Here is a 21,883-nt window from a genome sequence, read left to right on the forward strand (position 1 = left end):
GATCAAACTCTTCAATTTAAAGTTTTGATTACCTAAATTAATAGGTGTGACTCAACGAATACTGACTTCAAAACTAATATTTACCGAAGTAAACATGTAATTCTAAAGCTATTACCCCTCTCTTCTTAAATAAATAGGAACAGAATGGTAATGAATTGACTGTGCCAAGTCCTAAGACTTGATTGGTCACTCTGTTCATTGAAATCAATTTGTTACCGAAGTAACTGCCATTCCTGAGAATGACGTTTTGATATTCATCAACGAGTGCCCACACAGATTGATAGGTTTAAATTGTTAAAGAGCTTTGCTTGTCGAAACTTTCTTTTTACAAAGAAACCCTTGAAAGCGGACGTGAATTCTAGCGATTTAATCTTAAGTGTCAAACACTTTTTAAAATTAATGTCTTTCGAACTTTCCGTCTTACTGATTACCGCTGAAGCCTTATGGCATCTGCCGTGTCAGTGAGGCGGCATTATAGAGATCATCGAAAACATGGCAACCCCTTTTTTGATAAAAATTCAAAAAACTTGCTTAAGTGGCTACTTTTACGTCAAAAGGCTCTTTCGTAGCTCAAAGCTCATACAATAATGGGTGTATTACTTAAAACTTTGCGATTAGATCTTTCGAAAAAGCCTCTATATCTAGCTCAATGCTCCATTTCTCACTCACTTCTAGGATGTTATCTAGCGATTGCTGAACTGTTTTTATCGTCAATGTGTTGTTGTCTAGGTCGTATACCTGTTTTTGCGTGGTGTAATAGAAATAAAGGATGGTCAGCGCGTCTCGGTCGCCTTGCTCAGCTTTGGGTTGAATACGCTTGAGCTTACGATAGATTTGATTATGGATTTGTTTAAGGTTCCATACATAAAGCGCTTCTTTGAAGTAATCATGCCCTTTCACACGGCTCGCGATAAATGCATTCAATGCGACTGATAAGATCACACCTAATACGTTCAAGTGGAAATTACCTGTCGATTCGCCTGCGATTGATTGCCCTGAACCGAATAGCTCGATCAGTATGGTTCCGAATACAATGGCGAACACTGCGAGTGACCCAACCAACGAAACCAACAGCAGGTTCATCTTCTTTCTATATTCTTCTTTATTGATCTTCTGTAACTTCATCGACTACTTCCTTATGTAAGTCACCTAATAATTTGCGCATACTATCTACGTAAACATTGGGTCGCTTCAACCCTTACCATCTTGTAATGTGGTCATTCTCTATTTAATACGCAGAGTTCTTCTGGTTGGCGCTATACGCAACTCTATTTGACTTCATTAATAGAAAAGAGTTACATACCGCCACAATTTTGGTTATTCATCAATTCATGTTGATAAAGCCTGTTTCGCTTTATCACATACTGACAAGGTACATTCCATGCGTTCATTTGTATTACGCGCTCGCGCAGCCCCTACAGAGAGCAAACTTATCTTAGAAGGTGTTGGGCAAGATGCTCATACTGAGATTCTGGCTCATACTCTGATGAACACGATCTTCGTTGCTCAATCTCACCGTGAGAATGTCACCGTACACCTTGTATTAGAAAGTACTAAAGACTTTTCACGTACGATCACTTTCGATTCAAATGAGATCACCAACATTGGTGGCTTTCATGAATCGGCATTGTTATCAGCGGTAGTAAGAGCGGTTGATGCTTCTCAAGGTATGACCAAAGAGCAGACTCGTCAGGTTGAACCGGGAATCGTCGTTCGCACTATGAGCTTTGAAAAACTAGTCAAAGAACTGGCTGAAGACCACCAGCTATACATGATGGATAAGAAAGGTGACTTTATCCGTGATGCAGAGATTGCTGAAAACCCATGTTTCCTTCTTACTGATCACATCCCTATGCCGAAGAAAAGCTACAACAGCTTAAAGCGCTTAGGGACAGAAAAAATCAGCTTAGGCCCGAACATGCTGTTTGCTTCTCAGTGCGTTGTATTGATCAATAATGAGCTGGATATTCGCGGTTTCTAGCCTCCGGACTGATAAGCTAAACAAAAAAGAGCTCAACTATGTGAGCTCTTTTTTATTATCTATCTCTTGGTATCGAGGGTGTTATCTCATAATCAAGCCTGATTAACCAAAGATGAAGCTGTATAGGAAGCCTGCACCCATCGCCATGCTTAGGATAACGAATAGGAATGCTGCAATCATTTGGTTCTTGAAGATTGATTTAAGCAGGATAACTTCCGTCAAACTTGCACCTGCACTACCAATGATCAATGCCATAACTGAACCCAGCGCCATGCCTTTCTGTACTAGAGCTGCACTTAGTGGGATTACCGCTTCAGCACGAATATACAGTGGAATACCAATCACGGCTGCTACTGGAATCGCATACCACATACCTTCACCAGCGTACTGTGCAATAAGGTCTGTAGGAATGAAGCCGTAGATGAATGAACCAATCGCGATACCCATCATTAGGTAAGGGAAAACTTGTTTAAAATCTTTCCAAGTTGAGAACCAAATTCTCATCCAACGGCTAGGTTCTTTCTTCTCTACGATTTCAGCTGTTGCGCTTCCATCCGCTGAACAGCATGAAACCGTTACTTGTGGCTCTTCTTTTTTAGAATCGCAGCAAGATGTCTCTTTCGCCATTACGGGTGCGGGTTCGCCACATGCACTTGTACCACATGAAGATTCTGCTTTAACCGGTGCTGCTTTCTTAGGAGCAGAGTCACCACAGCTAGTGCCACAGCTTGAAGCTGAACCTGTTGATTCATACGCTTCAGGTTTTACGTAACGCTCAAAGCCAAGCTTCTCAAGTGCGTAACCAGCCACTACAGACACCGTCATTGCTACAAGGAAGTAGAACACAGCAACTTGCCAACCGAAGGTAATCACAAACAAACCAATGATCACTGGGTTCAATAGTGGGCTACCAAATAGGAACACCATCATTGGACCGAAACCCGCTCTTGCACGCAGCAATCCTTTTAAGAAAGGAATGGTCGAACATGAACAGAAAGGTGTAATTGCACCCAGTAGTGCTGCTACTACATAACCCTTACCATTACGTGAGCTCAGGATAGATTGAATCTTTTCTGGTGTAAGGAACTCTTGAAGAATCCCAACAATGTAGCTGATCGCTAAGAAAAGGATAATTAGCTCTACTGCTAAGAAAGCGAACATATCAAGTGCGTCTTTCAGCATTGTTAACATTTCATTGCTCATAATTAACTCCAAACTGGATTGAAGGTCGGGCTCTATGAGAAAAGTAACCAATCCTTAATTTCGAACATTCTCGAATTATAGAAATAAACAGCTCCAGAACAAGCATTATTTCGATAAAAATCGAAATTATTTTCGAAAACACAGTTTTTCAATAACTTACATAGACACCGTTTTTAAATTTGAATTCGACATACATTTCGACTAACATCGAAATTAAATCTTGAGGAGTTAATATGAACTTAGAAGTCGTTGCGAAAGCACTTAAAGAGTTGGGGCACCCTATTCGCCTAACCATTTATAAGAGTGTCGTTAAAGCTGGCTACCAAGGCATTGCAGTTGGCGGCCTACAAGAAGAGCTAGGCATTCCCGGTTCTACCTTGTCTCACCACATATCAAGCTTGGCGTCTGCGGGCCTAATCAGCCAAAGACGAGAAGGAAGAACTCTATTCTGCGTGGCGGAGTATGAGTGCCTAGAAGGTGTGATTGATTTCTTACAAGACGAATGTTGCGTAAATGAACAGTGCAACTAATGCACCTTTGAAGCTCGAACAAGTCTGGGCCGAGTATCAGCAAGCATTAAAGTCATTCCTGCATTCAAAGGTCAACAACTCTGCGGATGTAGACGACTTGCTCCAAGATATCTTGATTAAGACCTATCAGAACTTAGATAAGGTACAAGATGCTAGCAGTGTTAAGGCTTGGCTGTTCCAGTTAGCCAACAACACCATTATCGACTTCTACCGTAAGCATGCACGCCAACAACGTGATAGCCAAATTGATGCTGAAGATCTGTGGTTTACCGATTTAGACCACGACTCTAAATTTAAGCAGAAACTTTCATTGTGTATTGAACCTTTTATTCAGGCATTGCCAGAACAAAGTTCATCGCTACTGCTTGCGGTCGACATCAAAGGCCAAAGCCAAAAAGAGATCGCAGAAGCGCAGAACGTCAGCTATTCCACGGTTAAATCCCGCGTGCAAAAAAGCCGTGCTGATCTTAAGAACCTGTTTGAAGAGTGTTGTAACTTGTCCCTTGATCAACAAGGCAATGTGATTGATTGCGAGCTTAAGCCGAACGCCAGCTGCGGCAAGTGTTAATCGTTACATCGAATCCGTTATTTCAATAGAACAAAGCCAGCAATTAATGCTGGCTTTGTTGTTTTCATAATCTGCAAATCACTCTTTACTTAAGCAAATCTAGAGCTTGAGCGAACCGAACTATGCTGCTTCCGCTTTTACCACAGGTTGATAGCGCCCCGGTTTATGATTCATTGCTAGAATCAAGTTGGTGACTATCGCACCAAGCACAGACAGAAGAACCAATGACACATCAACAATGAACAGAGAAAGCACAACAATCGTGCAGTCTAATGCCATCTGAACCTTACCTGCTCGAATTCCAAAACGTTCTTGTAAGAACAACGCCAGAATGTTGAAGCCACCTAAGCTCATCTTGTGACGGAAAATCACCAGCATGCCGGTACCAATCAAGCCACCACCAAGTAAAGCTGCATACAATGCATGAATTTCGGCAATTTGAATCACGTGATACAAGTGATCTACGGCGAACGAAACAATCGAAACCGCGATAAACGTATTGATTGTGAAGCGCCAGCCCATACGAGCAACCGACAAAATATAGAAAGGTAAGTTAAGTGCGAAGAATACTTGGCCAAAGCTCAAATCTGTTACTTTGGTAATGAAGATCGCTAGACCAGCCGTGCCCCCGGTGAGCAAACCGACTTGGTTGAAAAAGATAACGCCGAGTGAAACCAATGCGCTACCTAAGATCAGTGCCAGTAAGTTTTCGCGAAGATTATGATCTTTATCCATGTGAATGACTCTCCCTGAATCTTTTAACATCGCGTTTCAGTAGTCTTGAAACGATTTATGCCCAAATTTACGATGTTTGACAGATAAGTCGAGTGAACGAGCAATGTTGCTTAGTGATTAGTTTGTATATTAGTTTTTACAGCTTTGTGAAACTTTAAATTAAACAGCTAGTTATAAGCCTTAATTTAGACTTTCATTCTTAATTAGATACTTGTTTCTATTAACTAACGAGCTTCAAGTTTTCTTATTTATTGAGCGCGTTTTATACCAATTCCAATCAAGCGACAATCTATGCATAAAACGCATAGACTACATCACAAATGGTCATTTGATACATACCCGACTCATCACTATGATGCGCGACTTCTTACAACATTGAGCGCATGTCAACACCGTATGTTTTCACAATCTCTTTTTGCCCAACTTGCCAGAGTGACGTTATTCCTCGTCATTAGTTTGGTTATTGTGCATCACAGTCAGCCATTGATTGATCTCTTGGCTCAGCATGCCGTAAGCAGTGGTTGCCACCAGCAGTCAGGGCATGATCATTCTGGGCACGAACATCACCATGAGATGACTGACCAACACATGTCAGCGCAAGACCACTCACATCACCACCATTAATTTAAGAGTATTAGAATGAGCATTTTCCGTTTTCCTTTACTGGTATGGCTAGGGATAGGCACACTTATTATCAGTCTAGGGATCAGACAATCATTCGGCATTTTCATGATGCCAATTTCAGAGCATTTCGGCACGGGTCGAGAGTTTTTCAGCTTCTCTATTGCTCTACAAAACTTATTGTTCGGTGTGTTCCAACCTTTTGTTGGTATGGCCGCTGACAAATGGGGAGCAAGACGCATCATTATTGCTGGCGCATGTGCTTACGGTTTGGGTTTACTTCTTACCTCAATTTCTACCGAATCGAGCATGCTTTACGTTTCGTTAGGCGCACTGGTTGGTCTTGGCTTGAGTGCGACAAGTTACGTGATCGTGCTTGGCGCAGTAGCGAAAGTTGTACCAGCAGAGCACGCGGCTAAGGCGTTTGGCTTAACCACGGCTGCAGGTTCATTTGGTATGTTCGCGGTAATTCCGGGCGCACAATACATGCTGAATGAATTTGACTGGCAGAGTGCGATGCAAGTGTTTGGCGTACTGTGTTGTTTGATGATCTCTTTTGCGCTGTTCATGCGAGCGCCTAAAGCAGCCTCAAACAAACAAGCGCAAGCTGAAGAGAACCAAACACTCAAAGAAGCGTTGTCTGAAGCGTTTGCTCACAAAGGTTACTGGTTGATTCACGCGGGCTTCTTCGTGTGCGGTTTCCACGTAATGTTTATCGCAACGCACTTACCGAGCTATTTAGCAGATAAAGACCTACCCGCGAGCAGCGCTGCGATGGCACTGGCTTACGTTGGCATCTTCAACATCTTTGGGTCTTACTTCTGGGGTGTAATGGGCGACAAGTTCAGCAAACGCCACGTTATGTCTGCACTGTACTTAGTGCGTACTGTGGTTATCGGTGCGTTTGTGACTCTGCCTGTGACTGAATCAACCGCGGCTATCTTCGGTGCGGCCATTGGATTCTGTTGGTTGGGTACAGTTCCGCTAACGTCTGGCTTAGTTCGTCAGATCTTCGGTGCCCGTTACCTATCAACGTTGTACGGCTTGGTATTCTTTACTCACCAAGTGGGTAGCTTCTTAGGCGCTTGGGTGGGTGGTCGTATTTACGATTACTACGGTTCTTACGAGCCAATCTGGTGGTCAACGGTGGTGCTGGCATTTGCAGCAGCACTTATCCATTTACCAATCAATGACAAGCCCATTGAGCGACTGAAATTGGCAATGGCTTAACGTTTTATGCTGACTCCCCCACTAGCGTAAACAAGTCGTTCCAATAAAGCGAGTGAGTATTGAAAGGAAGCATCCTGAGATACTCACTCGCTTTTTTGTTGGTCGTTATAGTAGAAATTATAACTAGCGAAACTGGCATAAAGCTCACTGAATAATAAGACTATTATTTTAGTTTTCATTTATAGTATCCACCCGCTCCTTTAAAACTAATCCGCAGGCTTATGGAATACATAGATCAGACTGTCCTTATCGCAATGACACTCATTTTTGTCGGCTCGTTTGTGCAAACCGCAATCGGCTTTGGTTTGGCCATTGTTGCAGCCCCACTGCTGTTTTTGGTCTCTCCAGATTATGTGCCTGCGCCTATCTGTTTGATCGGTCTGTTTATCTCATTATTCAACGCTTTTAAACATAGAGCAAATATCTCTATTGGCGGATTAAAAATCGCATTGCTGGGCCGTATTCCTGGGTCACTGGCAGGTGGTGCTTTGTTGGTGATGGTTTCAACGAGCGTGTTATCACTATGGTTGGGCTTATTGGTAGTATTTGCCGTGATTGTTAGCCTACTGCCCTTTAGACTCGAACCAACCCCAACTAAGATGGGTATTGCGGGGTTCTTCTCTGGGTTCTTTGGCACCAGTTCTGGTATTGGTGGTCCACCGATGGCACTGCTACTCCAACACCAAGATGCCAATCAGCTTCGTGGTAACCTTTCTGCGTTTTTCGTGTTTAGTTCGATCATTTCGTTGGTTGTACAGATCCCAATTGGCTTCTTCACGCTACACCACTTGATCATCACTATACCTTTGCTGCCTGCTGCTTGGTTGGGTTACAAAGTGGCGTTAATGACGACACAAAGCATCCCTAAAGAGAAGATACGCATTGGTTCATTACTGCTATGTTCTCTCAGTGGCTTTACGGCAATCTGGCAGGGTTTAGCTGGCTAGTTATTGGCGATAAAGACAAGAAGAAGAAAGACATCTTAGAAAACCAACACAAACACCCAATAGTTAAAAGGACGCTCTATGACTTACGACGAATTCAACGCATTCTGCGAGTCACTGCCTGCAACCAGTTATGTGATGCAGTGGAATAACTCGCACGTTTGGAAAGTGGGTGGCAAGGTGTTTGCGATTGGTGGTTGGGGACCGAAAGATGAGCCTGCGTTTATCTTCAAGGCGTCCGATCAGAATTTCGACTTTCTCAAAGAAGAGCCGGGCTATAAACCCGCACCCTACTTTGCTTCACGCGGTATGAAATGGATTCAGCTGTTTGAAAGCACGCCACAAAGGGATGAGGAGCTGAGATACTATCTCATTGAGTCACACCGAATTGTGTCCTTAGGTCTAACCAAAAAGAAGCAAGCAGAGCTAGGGCTCAATCAGTAGCGTTTATTACGTACTGCTAATCTGAGCCCTTCTTTTGCAGTGAGGACGGATCCCTAAGAAGTCTGTTTCAAAAATGCAGGTAAATAGCGTTCTATTTTTTGCTCTGAGATAAGCGGCACCAATAAATAGATCAAACCCGCAAAGGCAATAGATCCGGCTAAGTCTTCTGGTCGATGCATGCCAAGCCAAACACGGCTATAGGCGACACCACCAGCCCAAACCAGTAAACCGCCGACTAGATAAAAGCGTTTCGCCTCTAGGAGAAGACCACCAAAGAACGCCAAACACACACCGACGAAAATCATATGTCCAGATGGAAAAGAGTAGTCAGTTTCACCCAACCAGTGACGCGTTCGCCACTCGCTCACCTTATCTTGTACAGACTCAATCGCAGCATTCTTTTCAACCAATGGTAATTCGTAAAACACTTCCGGCATATCAACCACTTCCTGCGTCACCAAATACTCAGAATAAGGACGAGGGCTCTCAGTGGAATGCTTTAAGAAGGTTTTCGCTGCAAAGCTAAGCACCAACAACAAGCCGAGCTGCAGACAAAGACTGACTAACTTCGCTTTGGAAAACTTCATCGTGAACAATACTAAAGACAAAATCGCTAGTGTTACCAAGAACCCTTGATTGCCCGCAGAGTAAGTCACAAACGTTATGAAGGCGCCATAGAAAGGCAAAACAGCACTTCCAAGGTCGAAGTCAGATCCAAAGATCAAAAAGGGTATGAGGGAATACAAACTTAGAACGAGCAGTAATAAGCCTTTGGATTTGTTAGAGAACAGAGAAGTCATGGCTAAGATCTTTTAGATAAAGTGGTCGGATGCTATCGCAGCTTAGCATCGTCAATATCAATTTTATGTCAAAACGGTCAGTCAGCCGTCATGGTATAACAATATTCGATTAATGGACCTCTTGAGTATTGATTCGGTGAACAGCCACGCCAGCACCAATAATGTTCAACATCCATTTATGTTCATATAGATAGCAAAAACCACTGAAACCAGACGAGACAAAGGCATCATCCCATTAATAGACTACCGGACGCGTTCTGCTGATAAAGTGAACACTTACCGGATTATAAGGCCAGAATCTTAAAAACTTTGCTGTCAGTCCTTTAAATCCACTATTGAAAGGATTAACATCTGGTCTGCTTTCAAAAGCAAAACAGATTATTAATTTTTATTCTCAGGGCGGGGCGAAATTCCCCACCGGCGGTATGTCCTTAGCAAAATCTAAAGATAAGCCCGCGAGCGCTCGATTCGTCGAGGTCAGCAGATCTGGTGAGATGCCAGAGCCGACGGTTATAGTCCGGATGAGAGAGAATGAAAACACACTCGTTTAAGTTGGAAAGGCGTACCCGCGTGAGTTGGGTTCGTACCTCCAACTTAGGCGGGTGCATTTCGTTTTGGATAAAACCATAATGAGCTAAAGTTGACTTGTAATGAGTAGGCTTTGTTGTGCTCGGTTGAGATCCCTCATACAGCCCTGATTCTGGTGATATTTTAGGAGTTTAACCATGAATCAGTCTTCACTACTTGCCGAATTTGGCGAACCAATCACTCGCGTTGAAAATGCACTGCAAGCTCTACGCGAAGGTCGTGGCGTACTTCTACTTGACGATGAAGATCGTGAGAACGAAGGCGACATCATCTACTCAGTAGAACACCTGACGAATGCTCAAATGGCGCTTATGATCCGCGAATGCAGCGGCATTGTGTGTCTGTGTCTAACTGACGAGCAAGCGAACCAACTTGAACTTCCACCTATGGTTGTTGATAACAACAGCGCAAACCAAACTGCGTTTACCGTCACTATCGAAGCGAAAGTTGGTGTAACAACAGGTGTTTCTGCCGCTGACCGTGTAACAACGATCAAGACAGCTGCAAATCCAACGGCTAAGCCTTCAGATCTAGCTCGCCCTGGCCACGTATTCCCGTTACGCGCGCGTAAAGGTGGCGTACTTGCTCGCCGTGGTCACACAGAAGGTACTGTGGATCTTATGCAAATGGCTGGTCTTCAATCGGCTGGCGTACTATGTGAAGTAACCAACCCAGACGGCACAATGGCAAAAGCGCCAGAGATCGTTGCTTTCGGTAAACTACACAACATGCCAGTACTGACCATTGAAGATATGGTGATGTACCGCACTGAGTTCGACCTTAAGCTTGCGTAACGTTTAGTGCTAAACGCTTAGCTCTTAAGCTAACGAAACTCAGAAATGAACATTGAAAGGTCTCACTCTTACTGCTTTTTCTAGTTAAAAGTATATAAAGGGTGAGGCTTTCTTCATTTCCTACACTGAAATCTAAGTTCCATCTCATCGCCCACGACTAACCTCTCAAAAAATCCTGCAAAATATGAGAAACATTCACTAGAATGGTGAAGTCATGCACCATCATTGATCATCCATAATTACAGGGAAATCATAAGCAACTGAAATATAACACTTATTTATTTTGGCATGGTGTCTGCACTACCACTAAGTAGGTATACAAATATTAGGAGTTGAATATGTTTGTAGTTATTTCAGTGGGTTTATCCCTATTAGTACTTGCAGCCCTGTTTCATTTCTCAAGGAAGAGACAAACAGCGCTATCACACAGGTTTGAAACCTTAGTTCTGCTTAGAGAGTTATTGTTGTTATCACGCAAACACCGCGCGGCAACGCATTACGCTCTGGCGTATAAATTGTCTAGCGACTCGATTCGTAAAGTGAACGAGATTTACGACAACATACTTGAGGTATCTGAGCTGCTTCAATCCCATGTGTCGTTTGACAGCCGCCCTATGTATCGCATCTATCACCTCAAGCTCATCGCTATGCACAGCGACTGGCAAAACCGTAGCTTGGTGCGTAACCAATCGATTCATGGCAAAACAATTCGCCATAGCATGTTCTTGATGGATGAAGTAATGATCATCTGGCTAATTCAGTCTGAGCGTGAAGACATGAGCCGTGAGTACCACATGAATTGGCAACAGATCTTAGATTGCATGGAGATCCTGACCAAATTACGAATGTGTATCCCTGATATGGAGAAGCCTGAGGAGTATTTGAGATTCAAATTCTACGCCTCTCAGACACACAGAAAACTCAACCAGTTATCGATTATCTGCCCTCTTAGTAGTGGGTCACCGGTTTGTACGCGAGCGATGCATGCACTCTCAGAGATCGCATCAAGTAACGAAGCGACCCAACCGGCAGATAGCATGTACGAATTAACCAGTGATATCTCTAGCGTCGTGTCGCAAGTTTACGACCAAGTATTATCCGACATTACGAGAAGCTTGTATCAGCCTTTACCAGACATCAACGAAAAGGTGATAAATACCCGATTATCCGTACACCATTACATGTAAAGACTTCGTGAGAGGAGAGCGTGCTGGAACTCTGAATTATTGAGTTCAAATCCGATATCACCATTGATATCGGATTTTTGTATTTATGGGCTTTTAATTTTTGTCGCTATGTATCATTGCCTATGAAGTTTCTAACATCATTAGACCTGATATCGCTAGCCCAAGCTTGTGCCGCAAAATCAATAAACTGACGAACAACCGGAAGCTGATAGCTGCGAGACAGATACACCGCCCAAAGCACGCTGCTTGGCGAAACAAACTCATCTAATATTCGTATCAATTTGCCATTCGCAATCAGTGGGTTGGCTAAGTCACAGGGCAATCGAACAACCCCTTTACCATGCTGTGCAGCGCGGGTTAATACCCCAACATCATTAGCTTTGATAGTGCCAGACACCTCAACCGAAAAATGCTGATTATCCTTAACGAAATCCCACTTAGAAACACTCAAATGGCGAAAACAATTGTGCTGTCGAAGCTCGTCGACTGTTTTAGGTTGACCATGTTTGTCTAAATAAGCTTGCGATGCACACACCACCGAATCAATTTCCATTAGCTTACGAGCAATCAAGCTATCGTCAGGTTGGTCGGTATAACGCAGCGCAATATCGATTCTGTCATCCACCAGCTGAGCAAAACGGTCAGAAGCAAAAAGTTCTACCGTGATATTGGGGTGAAGCTCTGTGAACTGCTCAACCACATCCAACAACATGTGCTGAGTTAAACCAATCGGAGCAGCAATTCGAATGGTTCCAGAAAGATCATCGGTTTGATTGAGTGAAGTAACTTCTAGCTCAGCGGTCTCATGGAGGATCTTCTCACAGCGCTGCAGAGCGATTTCCCCTGCCGCGGTTAAGCTCACCTTTCGAGTCGTCCTATGTAATAGCCTCTGCTTCAGCCACCCTTCTATCTCTTGAACATGACGTGAAACCTGCAACCGACTCATGTCCAAATGCTCTGCTGCTTGAGTAAAACTGGCGCAATTTGCGACTTCAACAAAGCTACGCATCGCCGTCAACCTGTCCATCACACTCTCCCTTACCGACTTAACCAAGCCTATTAGATAACTGTATAGATACAATCTACATCATTTCACGATATTTATCGCAATCTAGTGAGCTATTAGACTGCAATGGCTGTCGAGAAACAGACTCAATAAATTAGATAATTGGAGAGACATTATGAAAATTGCAGTATTAGGCGCATCAGGTTGGATTGGTAGTCACATAGCTCAAGAAGCTCAATCTCGCGGACACGAAGTTGTTGCTGTTGTAAGAGATGCAAGCCGCGTAGAAATCAGCGATGTTGAAGTTCGTTCATTTGATTTACAAGATGAAGCGGCAAGTCTAGCGACCGCTTTCTCAGGCGTTGATGCGGTAATTGCTTCGATTGGTGGACGCGCTCTAGGCAATCACGACATCGTAAAAAACACAGCAGTTAAGTTGCTTGATACATTGCCAAGCATTGGCATCGAACGTCTACTTTGGGTAGGAGGTGCAGGCTCATTAGAAGTGGCGCCAAACGTACCGTTAGTTACCGTTCCTGACTTCCCTGCGGACTACAAAAACGAAGCGCTAGCACAGGGTGAAGCGCTTGAAGTGTTCAAACAATCTAATGACAAGGTTAACTGGACATTCGTTAGCCCTGCTGCGGAAATCTTCCCGGGCGATAAGCTATCAACCTACCGCACAGGTGGTGATCAACTGCTCACTGACGAAGATGGCAACAGCAAAATATCCGTCAGCGACTACGCTATCGCGATGATTGATGAACTAGAAGCTGGCAAGTTCCCACGCCAACGTATTGGTGTCGCGTACTAGTCAGCTCATATATAAAAACTAAAAAAGCCGCTTGTTCAAAACAATGCGGCTTTCTCATCTTTATATTGAGCATTCCTTTAATCCAATGGCAGGTGCCCCGTTTTCACTAGGATAACCGTCTCTTCTTCCACATAAGGGAAATGCTCGCTCATATGAGGGCTACGCATCCATGTGTGTTTTGGATACTCGCCATGTTCATCTTTAAAAGTGCCTGACAACACAAAAATCTCTTCACCACCAAAGTGACGGTGCGGCTGAAAACGTTCGCCAACCGGCCACTTCACTAAAGCGACATGCTCGTGCTCAAACTCATGTAATGGCATGACTTGTAACCCGCCAATACCAGGTAGCCATTCCGTTTCGAGCGTATTGACTCGAACTTGCGTTAAGTCTCTCGCATCAAACTGATTAAGCTTAACTAAGATCGTGCAGCCCTCTTTACTCGATGGGGAATGCGCGCTGCCTGGAGGATTACGGATATAAGTGCCAGCGGGGAAATCGCCAGTTTCATCTGAGAACACACCGTCTAATACGAAGATCTCTTCTCCTTGCGGATGTGGGTGTTCGGAGAATGAAGATTCAGGATCGTACTTCACAACACTGGTTGTGTGGCCCGATTCTTTCTCTTCTCTTTCAAGCGGCTTACGCCATACCCCTTTGGCAGGGCTCGCGATCCAATCTAATGCCTCGGTTTCTATAACCAGTCTCTTTGAAAAGTCCATATTGAACATAATGGCGACCTTACTCTTGTTATCGTTTTAATTATTATTGTTGTCTTTCTAGTTTCTATTCTACGCGAATACTCATCAAGGAGGCCATCTCGCTGCTATTTTGCCTACGCGACAGCCACCTAAAAAGAATCCTAATTAATTACGACCAGCAATCACACCGCCATCAACATCCCAGATTGCACCCGTTACCCAATCTGCACTGTCTGACAGTAAGAAAGAAATGCTATTAGCGATGTCTTTCGGCAAACCAACTCGACCAATAGGATGGAACGCGTTGAAGCCTTCTAGCGCTTGATCCACTTCTTCCGGTTTGATGAAAGATTCGTAAATCGGCGTTTTAACCACAGCCGGAGACACCGCATTTACACGAATGTTATGTTCAGCCAGTTCCATTGCCATGTGTTGTGTTAATGCGTGCAGGCCAGCTTTAGCCATTGAATAAGCAGAAGATGGCGTCGCTTTGATTGCTTGCTTGCCCCACATAGAACCAACGTTAACCACACTGCCGCCGCCATTCTTGATCATCAATTTACTTATCGCTTGAGTGATGAAGAAGGTTGCTTTATTAAGCTGCATGTATTGCTCGTAATCAGATTCTTGGTGCTCAATAAACGCTTTAGGGTTGAAGTAACCTGCAGCATTTACAAGGTAACCAATACCTTCATCTAACGATTCAAGGTGTTCGATAAGGCGAGACACACTCGCATCATCATAAAGGTTAGCTTGCCAACCTGAAGCGTGACCTAACGATTGCAATTCTGACACCGCTTTATCTAACTTAGTTGGGTTATTGCCGACAACCAACACATGGACGTTTTGAGCGACTAACTGCTTCGCTGTTTCAAAGCCCATACCACTTGTGCCACCGATTACTACTACAATACCAATTTTTGTGAAGTTCATTTTGTTATCTCCTAAGTCATGTGAACGTGGTAATCTTAGGCTTTGAACTAACACTATGAATAGTAAGTACAAATCAGTTAGGTAGGTACTTATTGGTACATCTTTATGAAAAATCAGGAAAACTTTTTTTCAAGAAAATCAGCACCAGAGCGCTCAGCTCGCATGGTCGAAACCATCTACGGCTGTAAATGGTCGCTAACGGTTTACCAATTACTGGCAAATGGCATTAATCGCCCCGGTGAAATGGTACGCTCGGTCGAAGGGTTATCGACCAAGGTCTTGAATGAATGTTTAAAGCGAAATGTAGAATTTGGGATTTTAGATAAGCAAATGTTCAACGAACTGCCACCAAGAGTGGAATACCAAGTCACTCCATTTGGTGAGAAGTTCTTACTGATTCTGGATCAACTAGAAAGCCTACAAAACGAAATCGACGAAATGTAAGCTCAAGCCGGTCACACTATTAGCAAAATACAGAAAGCACGATTAGCTCACTGGCATTTGTTCAAAGCGACTTTTCACAAAATCAATAAAGGTTCTAATCCGGCTTGGTTGATAGCGGTCTCGATGATAGATCGCTGAAAAGTCCACTTTCGGCACTATCCACTCATTAAACACCTGCTCCAATTGCCCATCATTGATCTCTTGCAAGCAATAGATGGTTGGTACACGAATAATTCCGTTGCCCGATTTCGCGCCCTGTACTAACACTCGCCCATTCTTACATTGCAGCCTACCCGTGACATGAACATCGACTGTTTTCTTGGTGTCATCCAAAGCTTGAAAGCTCCACTTACGCACAGACCCCGTTAAGCAGTCATGGTGAATGAGATCTTTAGGATGGTTTGGCTTTCCTTTGCGAGCAAAATATTCAGGGCTTGCGAGCGTTCCCATCTCGATGTCCAAAAGCTTTCTCGCGATAAAGCCCGCATCTTCAAGGCTTCCCATACGAAATGCGATATCGAACGCGTCTTCAATCAAGTCGACTCGGTTACTACTGAAATCAAGGCTGATGCTGATGTCTGGGTAGAGTTGCATGAACTCATTGACCAGATCCGCGATGATCACCTCGCCCAGATAACCGCCAACACAGTTTACTTTTATGTCGCCACGTACTTCTTCGACGTCATCCACAGCAGCAATCAAGGCTTGGTCTATATTATCTAAGGCTTGTTCACATCTCGCGTACAGATCTTGCCCTGCGTGAGTCAACCTTAAGGTTCGAGTGGTGCGGATAAACAGTGTCACACCCATCTGCTTTTCTAGGCTGCTCACTTGGCGTGATACGTGGGAACGAGACACATCCAACTCCTCCGCCGCTTTGGTGAAATTACCTAAACGAGCGATCAGCACGAAAGAACGAATATCAGACAGGTTAATTTGATTGAGCATGGCCGCCAGCTTACTAGTGAGGTTATGAGATAGACACTTTTATTGTTGCACCACAGCAACAGTGTTTCAAGTAAAGCGCTATATATCAACAATTCTATTTTCCTTAATATACCTCCATCGCAACGAAGCAAGGCAACAAGCACTTGATTCGAATGCACTTAAACAACCCGTCGTAGCCAACCGACGCAATAAAAGTACAGAGGAAATAAAATGAAAAAACTAATCGTAATTACAGGTGCAAGCTCTGGTATTGGTGAAGCAATCGCTCGTCGTCTAAGCGATGAAGGTCACCCTCTGCTACTTTTAGCTCGTCGTGTTGATCGCCTTGAAGCGCTGAACCTACCAAACTCTCTATCTGTGAAAGTAGACGTAACAGACAAAGCGTCTTTTGATGCAGCTATCGCACAAGGTGAAGAGAAGTTTGGTCCTGTAGATGCGCTTATCAACAACGCTGGCGCAATGCTTCTTGGTCAAATCGATACTCAAGACGCACAAGAGTGGAAGACAATGTTCGACGTGAACGTAATTGGTCTTCTAAACGGCATGCAATCTGTACTTGCTCCGATGATGGAACGCAACACGGGTACTATCATCAACATCAGCTCTATCGCGGGTAAGAAAACATTCCCAAGCCACGCAGCTTACTGTGGTACTAAATTCGCGGTACACGCTATTTCTGAGAACGTTCGTGAAGAAGTGGCGGCTTCAAATGTTCGTGTTACCACTATCGCACCGGGTGCTGTAGAAACTGAGCTTCTGTCTCACACAACATCTCAAGAGATCAAAGACGGTTACGATTCTTGGAAAGAAGACATGGGTGGCGTATTGGCAGCTGACGATATCGCTCGCGCTGTATCATTCGCTTACCAACAACCACAGAATGTATGTATCCGTGAGATTGCTCTAGCACCAACTAAGCAACAGCCATAGGCCTTTGCCATCGCTAATAAATAAGCGATGAACTAAAAAAGCGCCACGACTTAACAAGTCGTGGCGCTTTTGTTTTGATTCAATCTAATTGCTAGTAAGAAGCGTGATTAAAACTCAACGCGGTAAACTGACGTGCTACCACTCACTTCGTTGCCAACCGCAATAAAGTGGTTACCAGAACGAGTGAAATACTTGATTGATTCTGGACCTAAATCACCCGCTTTAGCGTTGTAAGTCTCGTTGTCGCAATCACCGTCTTCATCAACCTTAGTGCACACTGGCTGAGTAAAGTCGCGATTGTTCAAGTAGCTGATGAAACTTGCGTTTTTAGGCTGTGTTACGTCGTAAACCATGATGCCACCTTGGCGCTCAAGTCCAATAAAGGCATAGTGCTTGCCGTTGATCTCCGCCACTTCGATCGCTTCAGGTTCTACGCCTTTATCATCACTACGATCGTCACCGCTTTGGTTGTTATCATTGGTGCTGTTGAAGTTTGCAGGATCTTGCTCAAGTACGATTCGAGCAAAATCATCGCCGCTATCAAACACTAGCTCGCCTGACTCATCCCAGATAGAGAACGAGCGGCTGCCGAATGCTTGAACCTTTTGGTCAGCAGCGAGTGTCCCTTGTGGCTTAATCACTTTAAGACGTGCAAGTTGCTTGTTGTCTTTCAATGCGCCATCTAATGGGTGGTTAGCGTCAATATCTAACTTCTTGCCGCGTACTTCATCGACATAAGCGATACAAAAGTCTTTTTCTGTGGTGTAGTTTTCGGTGCCTTGATAATCGTCACCGTCCCACTCAAAACCTTTCTCATCACACATTTCTTGCGTAGTCTTGATGCCATATTCACGACCATCACCTTCGTTCGCAGTCACGATGTAGGTGTTGCCATCAACACTGTAGCTAGTGATGCTATCTGGCATGTAGAGGCCTTCTAACATCGCGTAGCTTTGCAGATTACCGATATTTTTGTCTTTGTTTGACGCATCTAGCTTAGCGCTATCCCAAGGCTTTCCGCCTAGTCCAAGAATCGCATCCACATGTGCACTCGCCACATCAATCGCTGCCAGCGCGTTGTTCTCTTGGAGGGCAACGTAGAGTTTTCCGTTATCCGCAAATGTTAGGTATTCCGGTTCAAGATCTTGAGCAACCGTTGCATTCGGCGCAGAAATTCGAACCTTGTCGGTCAGTTCTGTATGGCGAGACTGACCTTGATTGAATACCTTGAAATCAATCTGCGTGACTTTCGCTTGCATCGGCCCATTCGCTAAATCGACCAGCGTCACAGAGCCTTCAGGGTCAATGCTGTAATCTGCATTCGGCTCACCTTCATTTGCGGATGCAATGTAACGGCCATCTTTCGAAAAGCTAACCATATCTGGCAATGCGCCAGCAGCATAAGTGGTGATCAACTCTAGCGTGTCTGAGCGATACAGAGCAATAATGCCATTCTGTTGTTTGTCGGCGTTTTCAATCGCGACAGCAACTAAACCCTGATGAGTAGACACACTGTTCGCTGCACCAATATCAATACCAGAAGCTAAAGCTGCAGATTGAAGATCAATAGAGCCTTCCGAATTTGGCGAGCTATCGGTATTCATCGATAGCACATCAATTTTCTTTGCTTGAGCGTTCACAACATAAAGCTTATCGGTACATGAATCGTAGCTGACAATTTCTGCTGCGGAAGTTGCAAAAGGGGCATCGGCAATAGAGCGACCAACTAGACTGATTCCGGTTACCTCAGCATCGGAAGCGCTTGGCTGCTTGATGGATTGGCATTGAAGGCTAAATGCATCAAGTGACGTTTGGGATGGCGTAGCAGTCGTTGATTGAGAACACCCTACTAGAGCAGAACTTACCGCGATAGGTAGTAATAGTGTCAGCTTATTAAATTTGCGATTCATATATCCTCCATAATTTGAATCGCGATCATAGTGGGCTGTTATGACACTTATCTTTCCCTTTCATTAACAATAAATGACGACAATAGGTTTTTCTTACCCATAACAATAGAAAGCTAAGGCGAGCAATCCATTAACAAGTAAGCAAAGAAAAGCGCCCAAGCTGACTGATGCTTGAGCGCCTTTAGTAAATTGAATAGGGAGATTAGAAGTTGTAACCACCACCAATCATGAATACCCATGGGTCGATATCAACGTCTGTTGAGTACTGAACACCACCCGCTTTGTATTTAGCTGTAGTGTCGATATCTGCGTACCAAACCGATGCGTTCAAGAACCAATCTTCATTGATCATGTAGTCCATACCGATGTTTGCAGCAAGACCCCAAGAGTCATCAAGAGACAAGTCGCTCAAACCAGCATCTTTGCCCGTACCATTAAGTTCTTCATCGAAAAATACGGTGTAGTTGATACCCGCGCCTACGTAAGGACGGAATTTGCTGTTTGCTTCACCGAAGTAGTACTGCACCATCAGCGTAGGTGGTAGGTGTTTTGTGTCAGCGATATCGCCTAGACCACCATGATTTGTAGAGATTGTATGAGAGAATGGCGTTGCTGCAAGAATTTCAAGACTGATGTTATCTGTAAACATATAGCCAAATGTCAAACCAAGTTGGGTGTTTGAATCCACACCAAATTTTGACCCCGATGTCTCCAGAACATCTCCACTGCTATCGTTAGGAGATACCATTGCTGCACCTGCACGGATGATGAAATCACCTTCTTTATGAGCAAGAACGTTGGTTGACATAAGAGCCGCAATAACCGCAATACCACATACTGTTTTTTTCATTATAATTTCCTTTTGGGGGCTTAATCTTTGTTGGTGAATGAGTAATCATTTCTTATTTTGCGTGCAAGGTATCATAGAATAACCCTACTTTATTGATGGAAATCAATTTGTGAAAACTTGTGATTATTTATGTAAATTTATATCGACCCGATCACTTTATCTCTTCATTTTATTGACAGTTTTGTAATGCAACTTTTCCGTGCGTCATTTTGTTAATCCAATCAATTCACTCTATTCGGATCTTTTTTGGATCAAAATAGAGCAAGCCAATATCTCACGTGCATCATTTTGGTGCAGAACAACAAGAATCAATCTCGCCTCGTATAATATTCAATGAGTTACATTTGGCTTAGTGCTTGCAAGTCTATGTTCATAATCATAAATACATTGAGGTTCTGACTATGCAAGACACTCTAACAATCGTTCTGGCCGGCGGTGTTGGCTCTCGGCTTTCTCCCCTAACCGATAACCGCGCAAAGCCTGCGGTGCCTTTTGGTGGCAAATATCGAATCATCGATTTCACGCTCGCGAACTGCTTACACTCTGGGCTACGCCAAATTCTGGTGCTGACTCAGTACAAGTCTCACTCTTTGCAAAAACATTTGAGAGATGGTTGGTCGGTGCTTAACCCCGAGCTCGGCGAATACATCACCAATGTTCCCCCACAAATGCGAACCGGTGATAGCTGGTACAGCGGCACTGCCGATGCGATTTATCAAAACTTGTATTTGCTTTCTCGCAGTGAAGCCAAGCATGTGGTGGTGTTATCCGGTGACCATATCTATCGCATGGACTACGCTCCAATGCTCAAGCAGCACAAAAAGAACGAGGCCGACCTAACTGTGGCGTGCATGGAGGTTTCGATTGACGAAGCTAAAGAGTTTGGTGTGATGGAGATAGACGAGTCTCTAGAGATCAATAACTTTACCGAGAAGCCACGTTACCCTACATGTGTACCTGGTAGGCCAACTCGAAGCATGGCTTCAATGGGTATTTACGTCTTTGATAAAGAAGTGCTTACACAAGCGCTACTGGCGGACGCCGAAGATCCGAACTCAAGCCACGATTTTGGTAAAGACATTATTCCTAAGTTGGTCGGCAACAACAGTGTTTACGCATACAAGTTTGGGGATGAAGAAGGCCGAGTGACCCAAGATGCGTACTGGAGAGATGTGGGTACGATCGACTCTTATTACCAATCGAATATGGACCTGTTAAAGCCAGCTTCGCCTATCGATTTATATCAACCTGATTGGGCGATTCGTACTTACGAACCGCAGCTGCCACCCGCACGAACCATTGCTTCAGTTGAAGGTAATCAAGGAATATTCATCAACTCGATGATAGCGAATGGCGTTGTAATTGAAGGCGGCTCGGCGCAAAACTCAATCTTCTTCCCGAAAGTGAAAGTCAGCAATGCCGCGATTGTGATTGATAGTATTCTGTTTGAAGATGTTGAGATTGGAAAAAATTGCCACATACAAAACTGCATCATCGACAAGAACGTTAAGGTGCCTGACGGAACCCAGATCGGTCTTGATGGCCTTGCCGATGCGAAACGCTTCCACATATCAAAACAAGGCGTGATTGTGGTGCCCTCTTCTTACCAATTTGAAGAGTAACCTTTAACGTTGGAATAGCTTTTCTTTAAACGAAAAAAGGCAGCGAATTCGCTGCCTTCTTATTTACTCACACAGCTTCAGTTAAGCCTTAACTGTCCAT

Annotated in this window: 23 protein-coding genes and 1 riboswitch; of the genes, 12 read left to right on the forward strand and 11 right to left on the reverse strand. The window is 44.1% G+C overall.

The window, feature by feature from the left end:
- Nucleotides 1–600 precede the first annotated feature (600 nt).
- On the reverse strand, nucleotides 601–1,125 hold the full coding sequence (locus AB4503_RS03825; protein ID WP_065584102.1) for a DUF3087 family protein: 525 nt from the start codon (nucleotides 1,123–1,125) through the stop codon (nucleotides 601–603).
- A gap of 256 nt (nucleotides 1,126–1,381) precedes the next feature.
- Here AB4503_RS03825 and trmY point away from each other — a divergent pair, with 256 nt between their 5' ends.
- A complete protein-coding gene (trmY, locus tag AB4503_RS03830) occupies nucleotides 1,382–1,981 on the forward strand; it encodes a tRNA (pseudouridine(54)-N(1))-methyltransferase TrmY (RefSeq protein WP_017061702.1) in 600 nt (199 codons plus the stop codon).
- Nucleotides 1,982–2,083: 102 nt separating this feature from the next.
- On the opposite strand, the gene AB4503_RS03835 is transcribed toward trmY, so the two are convergent.
- On the reverse strand, nucleotides 2,084–3,184 hold the full coding sequence (locus AB4503_RS03835) for a permease (protein ID WP_017070391.1): 1,101 nt from the start codon (nucleotides 3,182–3,184) through the stop codon (nucleotides 2,084–2,086).
- 233 nt (nucleotides 3,185–3,417) lie between these two features.
- On the opposite strand from AB4503_RS03835, the gene AB4503_RS03840 reads away from it, so the two are divergent.
- A complete protein-coding gene (locus tag AB4503_RS03840; RefSeq protein ID WP_004733042.1) occupies nucleotides 3,418–3,714 on the forward strand; it encodes a helix-turn-helix transcriptional regulator in 297 nt (98 codons plus the stop codon).
- The gene (gene sigZ / locus AB4503_RS03845; protein WP_372113710.1) at nucleotides 3,698–4,282 is read left to right on the forward strand and encodes an RNA polymerase sigma factor SigZ; all 585 of its coding nucleotides are present in this window, start codon (nucleotides 3,698–3,700) and stop codon (nucleotides 4,280–4,282) included. Before AB4503_RS03840 ends, sigZ begins: the two co-directional genes overlap by 17 nt.
- Before the next feature lie 120 nt (nucleotides 4,283–4,402).
- On the opposite strand, the gene AB4503_RS03850 is transcribed toward sigZ, so the two are convergent.
- Nucleotides 4,403–5,017 carry a YitT family protein gene (locus tag AB4503_RS03850; protein ID WP_017065874.1) on the reverse strand — a complete coding sequence of 205 codons (615 nt, stop codon included), beginning with the start codon at nucleotides 5,015–5,017 and terminating at the stop codon, nucleotides 4,403–4,405.
- A gap of 460 nt (nucleotides 5,018–5,477) precedes the next feature.
- Nucleotides 5,478–5,627, reverse strand: coding sequence for a hypothetical protein (locus tag AB4503_RS03855; RefSeq protein WP_017061698.1), 150 nt, complete (start codon nucleotides 5,625–5,627; stop codon nucleotides 5,478–5,480).
- A 29-nt stretch (nucleotides 5,628–5,656) separates the two neighbouring features.
- On the opposite strand from AB4503_RS03855, the gene AB4503_RS03860 reads away from it, so the two are divergent.
- From AB4503_RS03860 to AB4503_RS03870, 3 genes are all read left to right on the forward strand, one after another.
- Nucleotides 5,657–6,868, forward strand: coding sequence for an MFS transporter (locus AB4503_RS03860; protein ID WP_017061697.1), 1,212 nt, complete (start codon nucleotides 5,657–5,659; stop codon nucleotides 6,866–6,868).
- A gap of 221 nt (nucleotides 6,869–7,089) precedes the next feature.
- Nucleotides 7,090–7,815 (forward strand): sulfite exporter TauE/SafE family protein, encoded by a 726-nt coding sequence (locus tag AB4503_RS03865; RefSeq protein ID WP_170962367.1) that lies wholly within the window; start codon nucleotides 7,090–7,092, stop codon nucleotides 7,813–7,815.
- Nucleotides 7,816–7,893: 78 nt separating this feature from the next.
- A complete protein-coding gene (locus tag AB4503_RS03870) occupies nucleotides 7,894–8,256 on the forward strand; it encodes an MmcQ/YjbR family DNA-binding protein (protein WP_017061695.1) in 363 nt (120 codons plus the stop codon).
- 53 nt (nucleotides 8,257–8,309) lie between these two features.
- Here AB4503_RS03870 and AB4503_RS03875 read toward each other — a convergent pair whose 3' ends face one another.
- Entirely contained in the window at nucleotides 8,310–9,056 is a 747-nt protein-coding gene (locus tag AB4503_RS03875; RefSeq protein ID WP_017064917.1) for a phosphatase PAP2 family protein, read from the reverse strand.
- A gap of 386 nt (nucleotides 9,057–9,442) precedes the next feature.
- Nucleotides 9,443–9,593: riboswitch (FMN riboswitch) on the forward strand.
- Nucleotides 9,594–9,781: 188 nt separating this feature from the next.
- Between AB4503_RS03875 and ribB the strand changes: the two genes are divergently transcribed.
- Together ribB and AB4503_RS03885 are read left to right on the forward strand one after the other, a co-directional pair.
- Nucleotides 9,782–10,438, forward strand: a complete 657-nt coding sequence (gene ribB, locus AB4503_RS03880) for a 3,4-dihydroxy-2-butanone-4-phosphate synthase (RefSeq protein ID WP_136981188.1) — start codon at nucleotides 9,782–9,784, stop codon at nucleotides 10,436–10,438.
- Between the two features lie 338 nt (nucleotides 10,439–10,776).
- Nucleotides 10,777–11,625, forward strand: a complete 849-nt coding sequence (locus tag AB4503_RS03885; RefSeq protein WP_102332193.1) for a hypothetical protein — start codon at nucleotides 10,777–10,779, stop codon at nucleotides 11,623–11,625.
- Between the two features lie 106 nt (nucleotides 11,626–11,731).
- Here AB4503_RS03885 and AB4503_RS03890 read toward each other — a convergent pair whose 3' ends face one another.
- Complete coding sequence (locus AB4503_RS03890) at nucleotides 11,732–12,652, reverse strand: LysR family transcriptional regulator (protein WP_372113712.1); 921 nt, start codon at nucleotides 12,650–12,652, stop codon at nucleotides 11,732–11,734.
- A gap of 154 nt (nucleotides 12,653–12,806) precedes the next feature.
- Between AB4503_RS03890 and AB4503_RS03895 the strand changes: the two genes are divergently transcribed.
- Nucleotides 12,807–13,445, forward strand: coding sequence for an NAD(P)-dependent oxidoreductase (locus tag AB4503_RS03895; protein ID WP_102449298.1), 639 nt, complete (start codon nucleotides 12,807–12,809; stop codon nucleotides 13,443–13,445).
- Nucleotides 13,446–13,522: 77 nt separating this feature from the next.
- Here AB4503_RS03895 and AB4503_RS03900 read toward each other — a convergent pair whose 3' ends face one another.
- On the reverse strand, nucleotides 13,523–14,176 hold the full coding sequence (locus AB4503_RS03900; protein WP_372113713.1) for a cupin domain-containing protein: 654 nt from the start codon (nucleotides 14,174–14,176) through the stop codon (nucleotides 13,523–13,525).
- Between the two features lie 135 nt (nucleotides 14,177–14,311).
- Nucleotides 14,312–15,079 (reverse strand): SDR family NAD(P)-dependent oxidoreductase, encoded by a 768-nt coding sequence (locus tag AB4503_RS03905; protein ID WP_372113715.1) that lies wholly within the window; start codon nucleotides 15,077–15,079, stop codon nucleotides 14,312–14,314.
- A 105-nt stretch (nucleotides 15,080–15,184) separates the two neighbouring features.
- On the opposite strand from AB4503_RS03905, the gene AB4503_RS03910 reads away from it, so the two are divergent.
- Nucleotides 15,185–15,523, forward strand: coding sequence for a helix-turn-helix domain-containing protein (locus AB4503_RS03910; protein WP_004741127.1), 339 nt, complete (start codon nucleotides 15,185–15,187; stop codon nucleotides 15,521–15,523).
- 42 nt (nucleotides 15,524–15,565) lie between these two features.
- On the opposite strand, the gene AB4503_RS03915 is transcribed toward AB4503_RS03910, so the two are convergent.
- Nucleotides 15,566–16,471: a LysR substrate-binding domain-containing protein gene (locus AB4503_RS03915; protein ID WP_372105181.1), complete on the reverse strand. Its 906-nt coding sequence runs from the start codon at nucleotides 16,469–16,471 to the stop codon at nucleotides 15,566–15,568.
- 210 nt (nucleotides 16,472–16,681) lie between these two features.
- Here AB4503_RS03915 and AB4503_RS03920 point away from each other — a divergent pair, with 210 nt between their 5' ends.
- On the forward strand, nucleotides 16,682–17,401 hold the full coding sequence (locus AB4503_RS03920; RefSeq protein ID WP_004733012.1) for an SDR family oxidoreductase: 720 nt from the start codon (nucleotides 16,682–16,684) through the stop codon (nucleotides 17,399–17,401).
- Nucleotides 17,402–17,508: 107 nt separating this feature from the next.
- On the opposite strand, the gene AB4503_RS03925 is transcribed toward AB4503_RS03920, so the two are convergent.
- Both AB4503_RS03925 and ompW read right to left on the reverse strand, forming a co-directional pair.
- On the reverse strand, nucleotides 17,509–19,311 hold the full coding sequence (locus AB4503_RS03925) for a choice-of-anchor I family protein (protein ID WP_372113717.1): 1,803 nt from the start codon (nucleotides 19,309–19,311) through the stop codon (nucleotides 17,509–17,511).
- A 202-nt stretch (nucleotides 19,312–19,513) separates the two neighbouring features.
- The gene (gene ompW, locus AB4503_RS03930; RefSeq protein ID WP_017064924.1) at nucleotides 19,514–20,161 is read right to left on the reverse strand and encodes an outer membrane protein OmpW; all 648 of its coding nucleotides are present in this window, start codon (nucleotides 20,159–20,161) and stop codon (nucleotides 19,514–19,516) included.
- Nucleotides 20,162–20,562: 401 nt separating this feature from the next.
- On the opposite strand from ompW, the gene glgC reads away from it, so the two are divergent.
- Nucleotides 20,563–21,783: a glucose-1-phosphate adenylyltransferase gene (gene glgC, locus AB4503_RS03935; protein WP_017066893.1), complete on the forward strand. Its 1,221-nt coding sequence runs from the start codon at nucleotides 20,563–20,565 to the stop codon at nucleotides 21,781–21,783.
- Nucleotides 21,784–21,883: the final 100 nt, after the last annotated feature.

The organism is Vibrio sp. 10N.222.55.B11 (assembly GCF_041473705.1).
GTDB classification, from domain to species: domain Bacteria; phylum Pseudomonadota; class Gammaproteobacteria; order Enterobacterales; family Vibrionaceae; genus Vibrio; species Vibrio crassostreae_C.

Bases quoted from the DNA above. Each gene is read 5' to 3' on its own strand.
- AB4503_RS03920 (WP_004733012.1), top strand. From the start codon at position 16,682: ATGAAAAAACTAATCGTAATTACAGGTGCAAGCTCTGGTATTGGTGAA.
- AB4503_RS03870 (WP_017061695.1), top strand. From the start codon at position 7,894: ATGACTTACGACGAATTCAACGCATTCTGCGAGTCACTGCCTGCAACC.
- AB4503_RS03890 (WP_372113712.1), bottom strand. From the start codon at position 12,652: ATGGACAGGTTGACGGCGATGCGTAGCTTTGTTGAAGTCGCAAATTGC.
- AB4503_RS03915 (WP_372105181.1), bottom strand. From the start codon at position 16,471: ATGCTCAATCAAATTAACCTGTCTGATATTCGTTCTTTCGTGCTGATC.
- sigZ (WP_372113710.1), top strand. From the start codon at position 3,698: ATGAACAGTGCAACTAATGCACCTTTGAAGCTCGAACAAGTCTGGGCC.
- ompW (WP_017064924.1), bottom strand. From the start codon at position 20,161: ATGAAAAAAACAGTATGTGGTATTGCGGTTATTGCGGCTCTTATGTCA.
- AB4503_RS03860 (WP_017061697.1), top strand. From the start codon at position 5,657: ATGAGCATTTTCCGTTTTCCTTTACTGGTATGGCTAGGGATAGGCACA.
- AB4503_RS03905 (WP_372113715.1), bottom strand. From the start codon at position 15,079: ATGAACTTCACAAAAATTGGTATTGTAGTAGTAATCGGTGGCACAAGT.
- AB4503_RS03840 (WP_004733042.1), top strand. From the start codon at position 3,418: ATGAACTTAGAAGTCGTTGCGAAAGCACTTAAAGAGTTGGGGCACCCT.
- AB4503_RS03885 (WP_102332193.1), top strand. From the start codon at position 10,777: ATGTTTGTAGTTATTTCAGTGGGTTTATCCCTATTAGTACTTGCAGCC.
- AB4503_RS03865 (WP_170962367.1), top strand. From the start codon at position 7,090: ATGGAATACATAGATCAGACTGTCCTTATCGCAATGACACTCATTTTT.
- AB4503_RS03925 (WP_372113717.1), bottom strand. From the start codon at position 19,311: ATGAATCGCAAATTTAATAAGCTGACACTATTACTACCTATCGCGGTA.
- trmY (WP_017061702.1), top strand. From the start codon at position 1,382: ATGCGTTCATTTGTATTACGCGCTCGCGCAGCCCCTACAGAGAGCAAA.
- AB4503_RS03850 (WP_017065874.1), bottom strand. From the start codon at position 5,017: ATGGATAAAGATCATAATCTTCGCGAAAACTTACTGGCACTGATCTTA.
- AB4503_RS03825 (WP_065584102.1), bottom strand. From the start codon at position 1,125: ATGAAGTTACAGAAGATCAATAAAGAAGAATATAGAAAGAAGATGAAC.
- glgC (WP_017066893.1), top strand. From the start codon at position 20,563: ATGCAAGACACTCTAACAATCGTTCTGGCCGGCGGTGTTGGCTCTCGG.
- AB4503_RS03900 (WP_372113713.1), bottom strand. From the start codon at position 14,176: ATGTTCAATATGGACTTTTCAAAGAGACTGGTTATAGAAACCGAGGCA.
- AB4503_RS03910 (WP_004741127.1), top strand. From the start codon at position 15,185: ATGAAAAATCAGGAAAACTTTTTTTCAAGAAAATCAGCACCAGAGCGC.
- AB4503_RS03875 (WP_017064917.1), bottom strand. From the start codon at position 9,056: ATGACTTCTCTGTTCTCTAACAAATCCAAAGGCTTATTACTGCTCGTT.
- AB4503_RS03835 (WP_017070391.1), bottom strand. From the start codon at position 3,184: ATGAGCAATGAAATGTTAACAATGCTGAAAGACGCACTTGATATGTTC.
- AB4503_RS03895 (WP_102449298.1), top strand. From the start codon at position 12,807: ATGAAAATTGCAGTATTAGGCGCATCAGGTTGGATTGGTAGTCACATA.
- ribB (WP_136981188.1), top strand. From the start codon at position 9,782: ATGAATCAGTCTTCACTACTTGCCGAATTTGGCGAACCAATCACTCGC.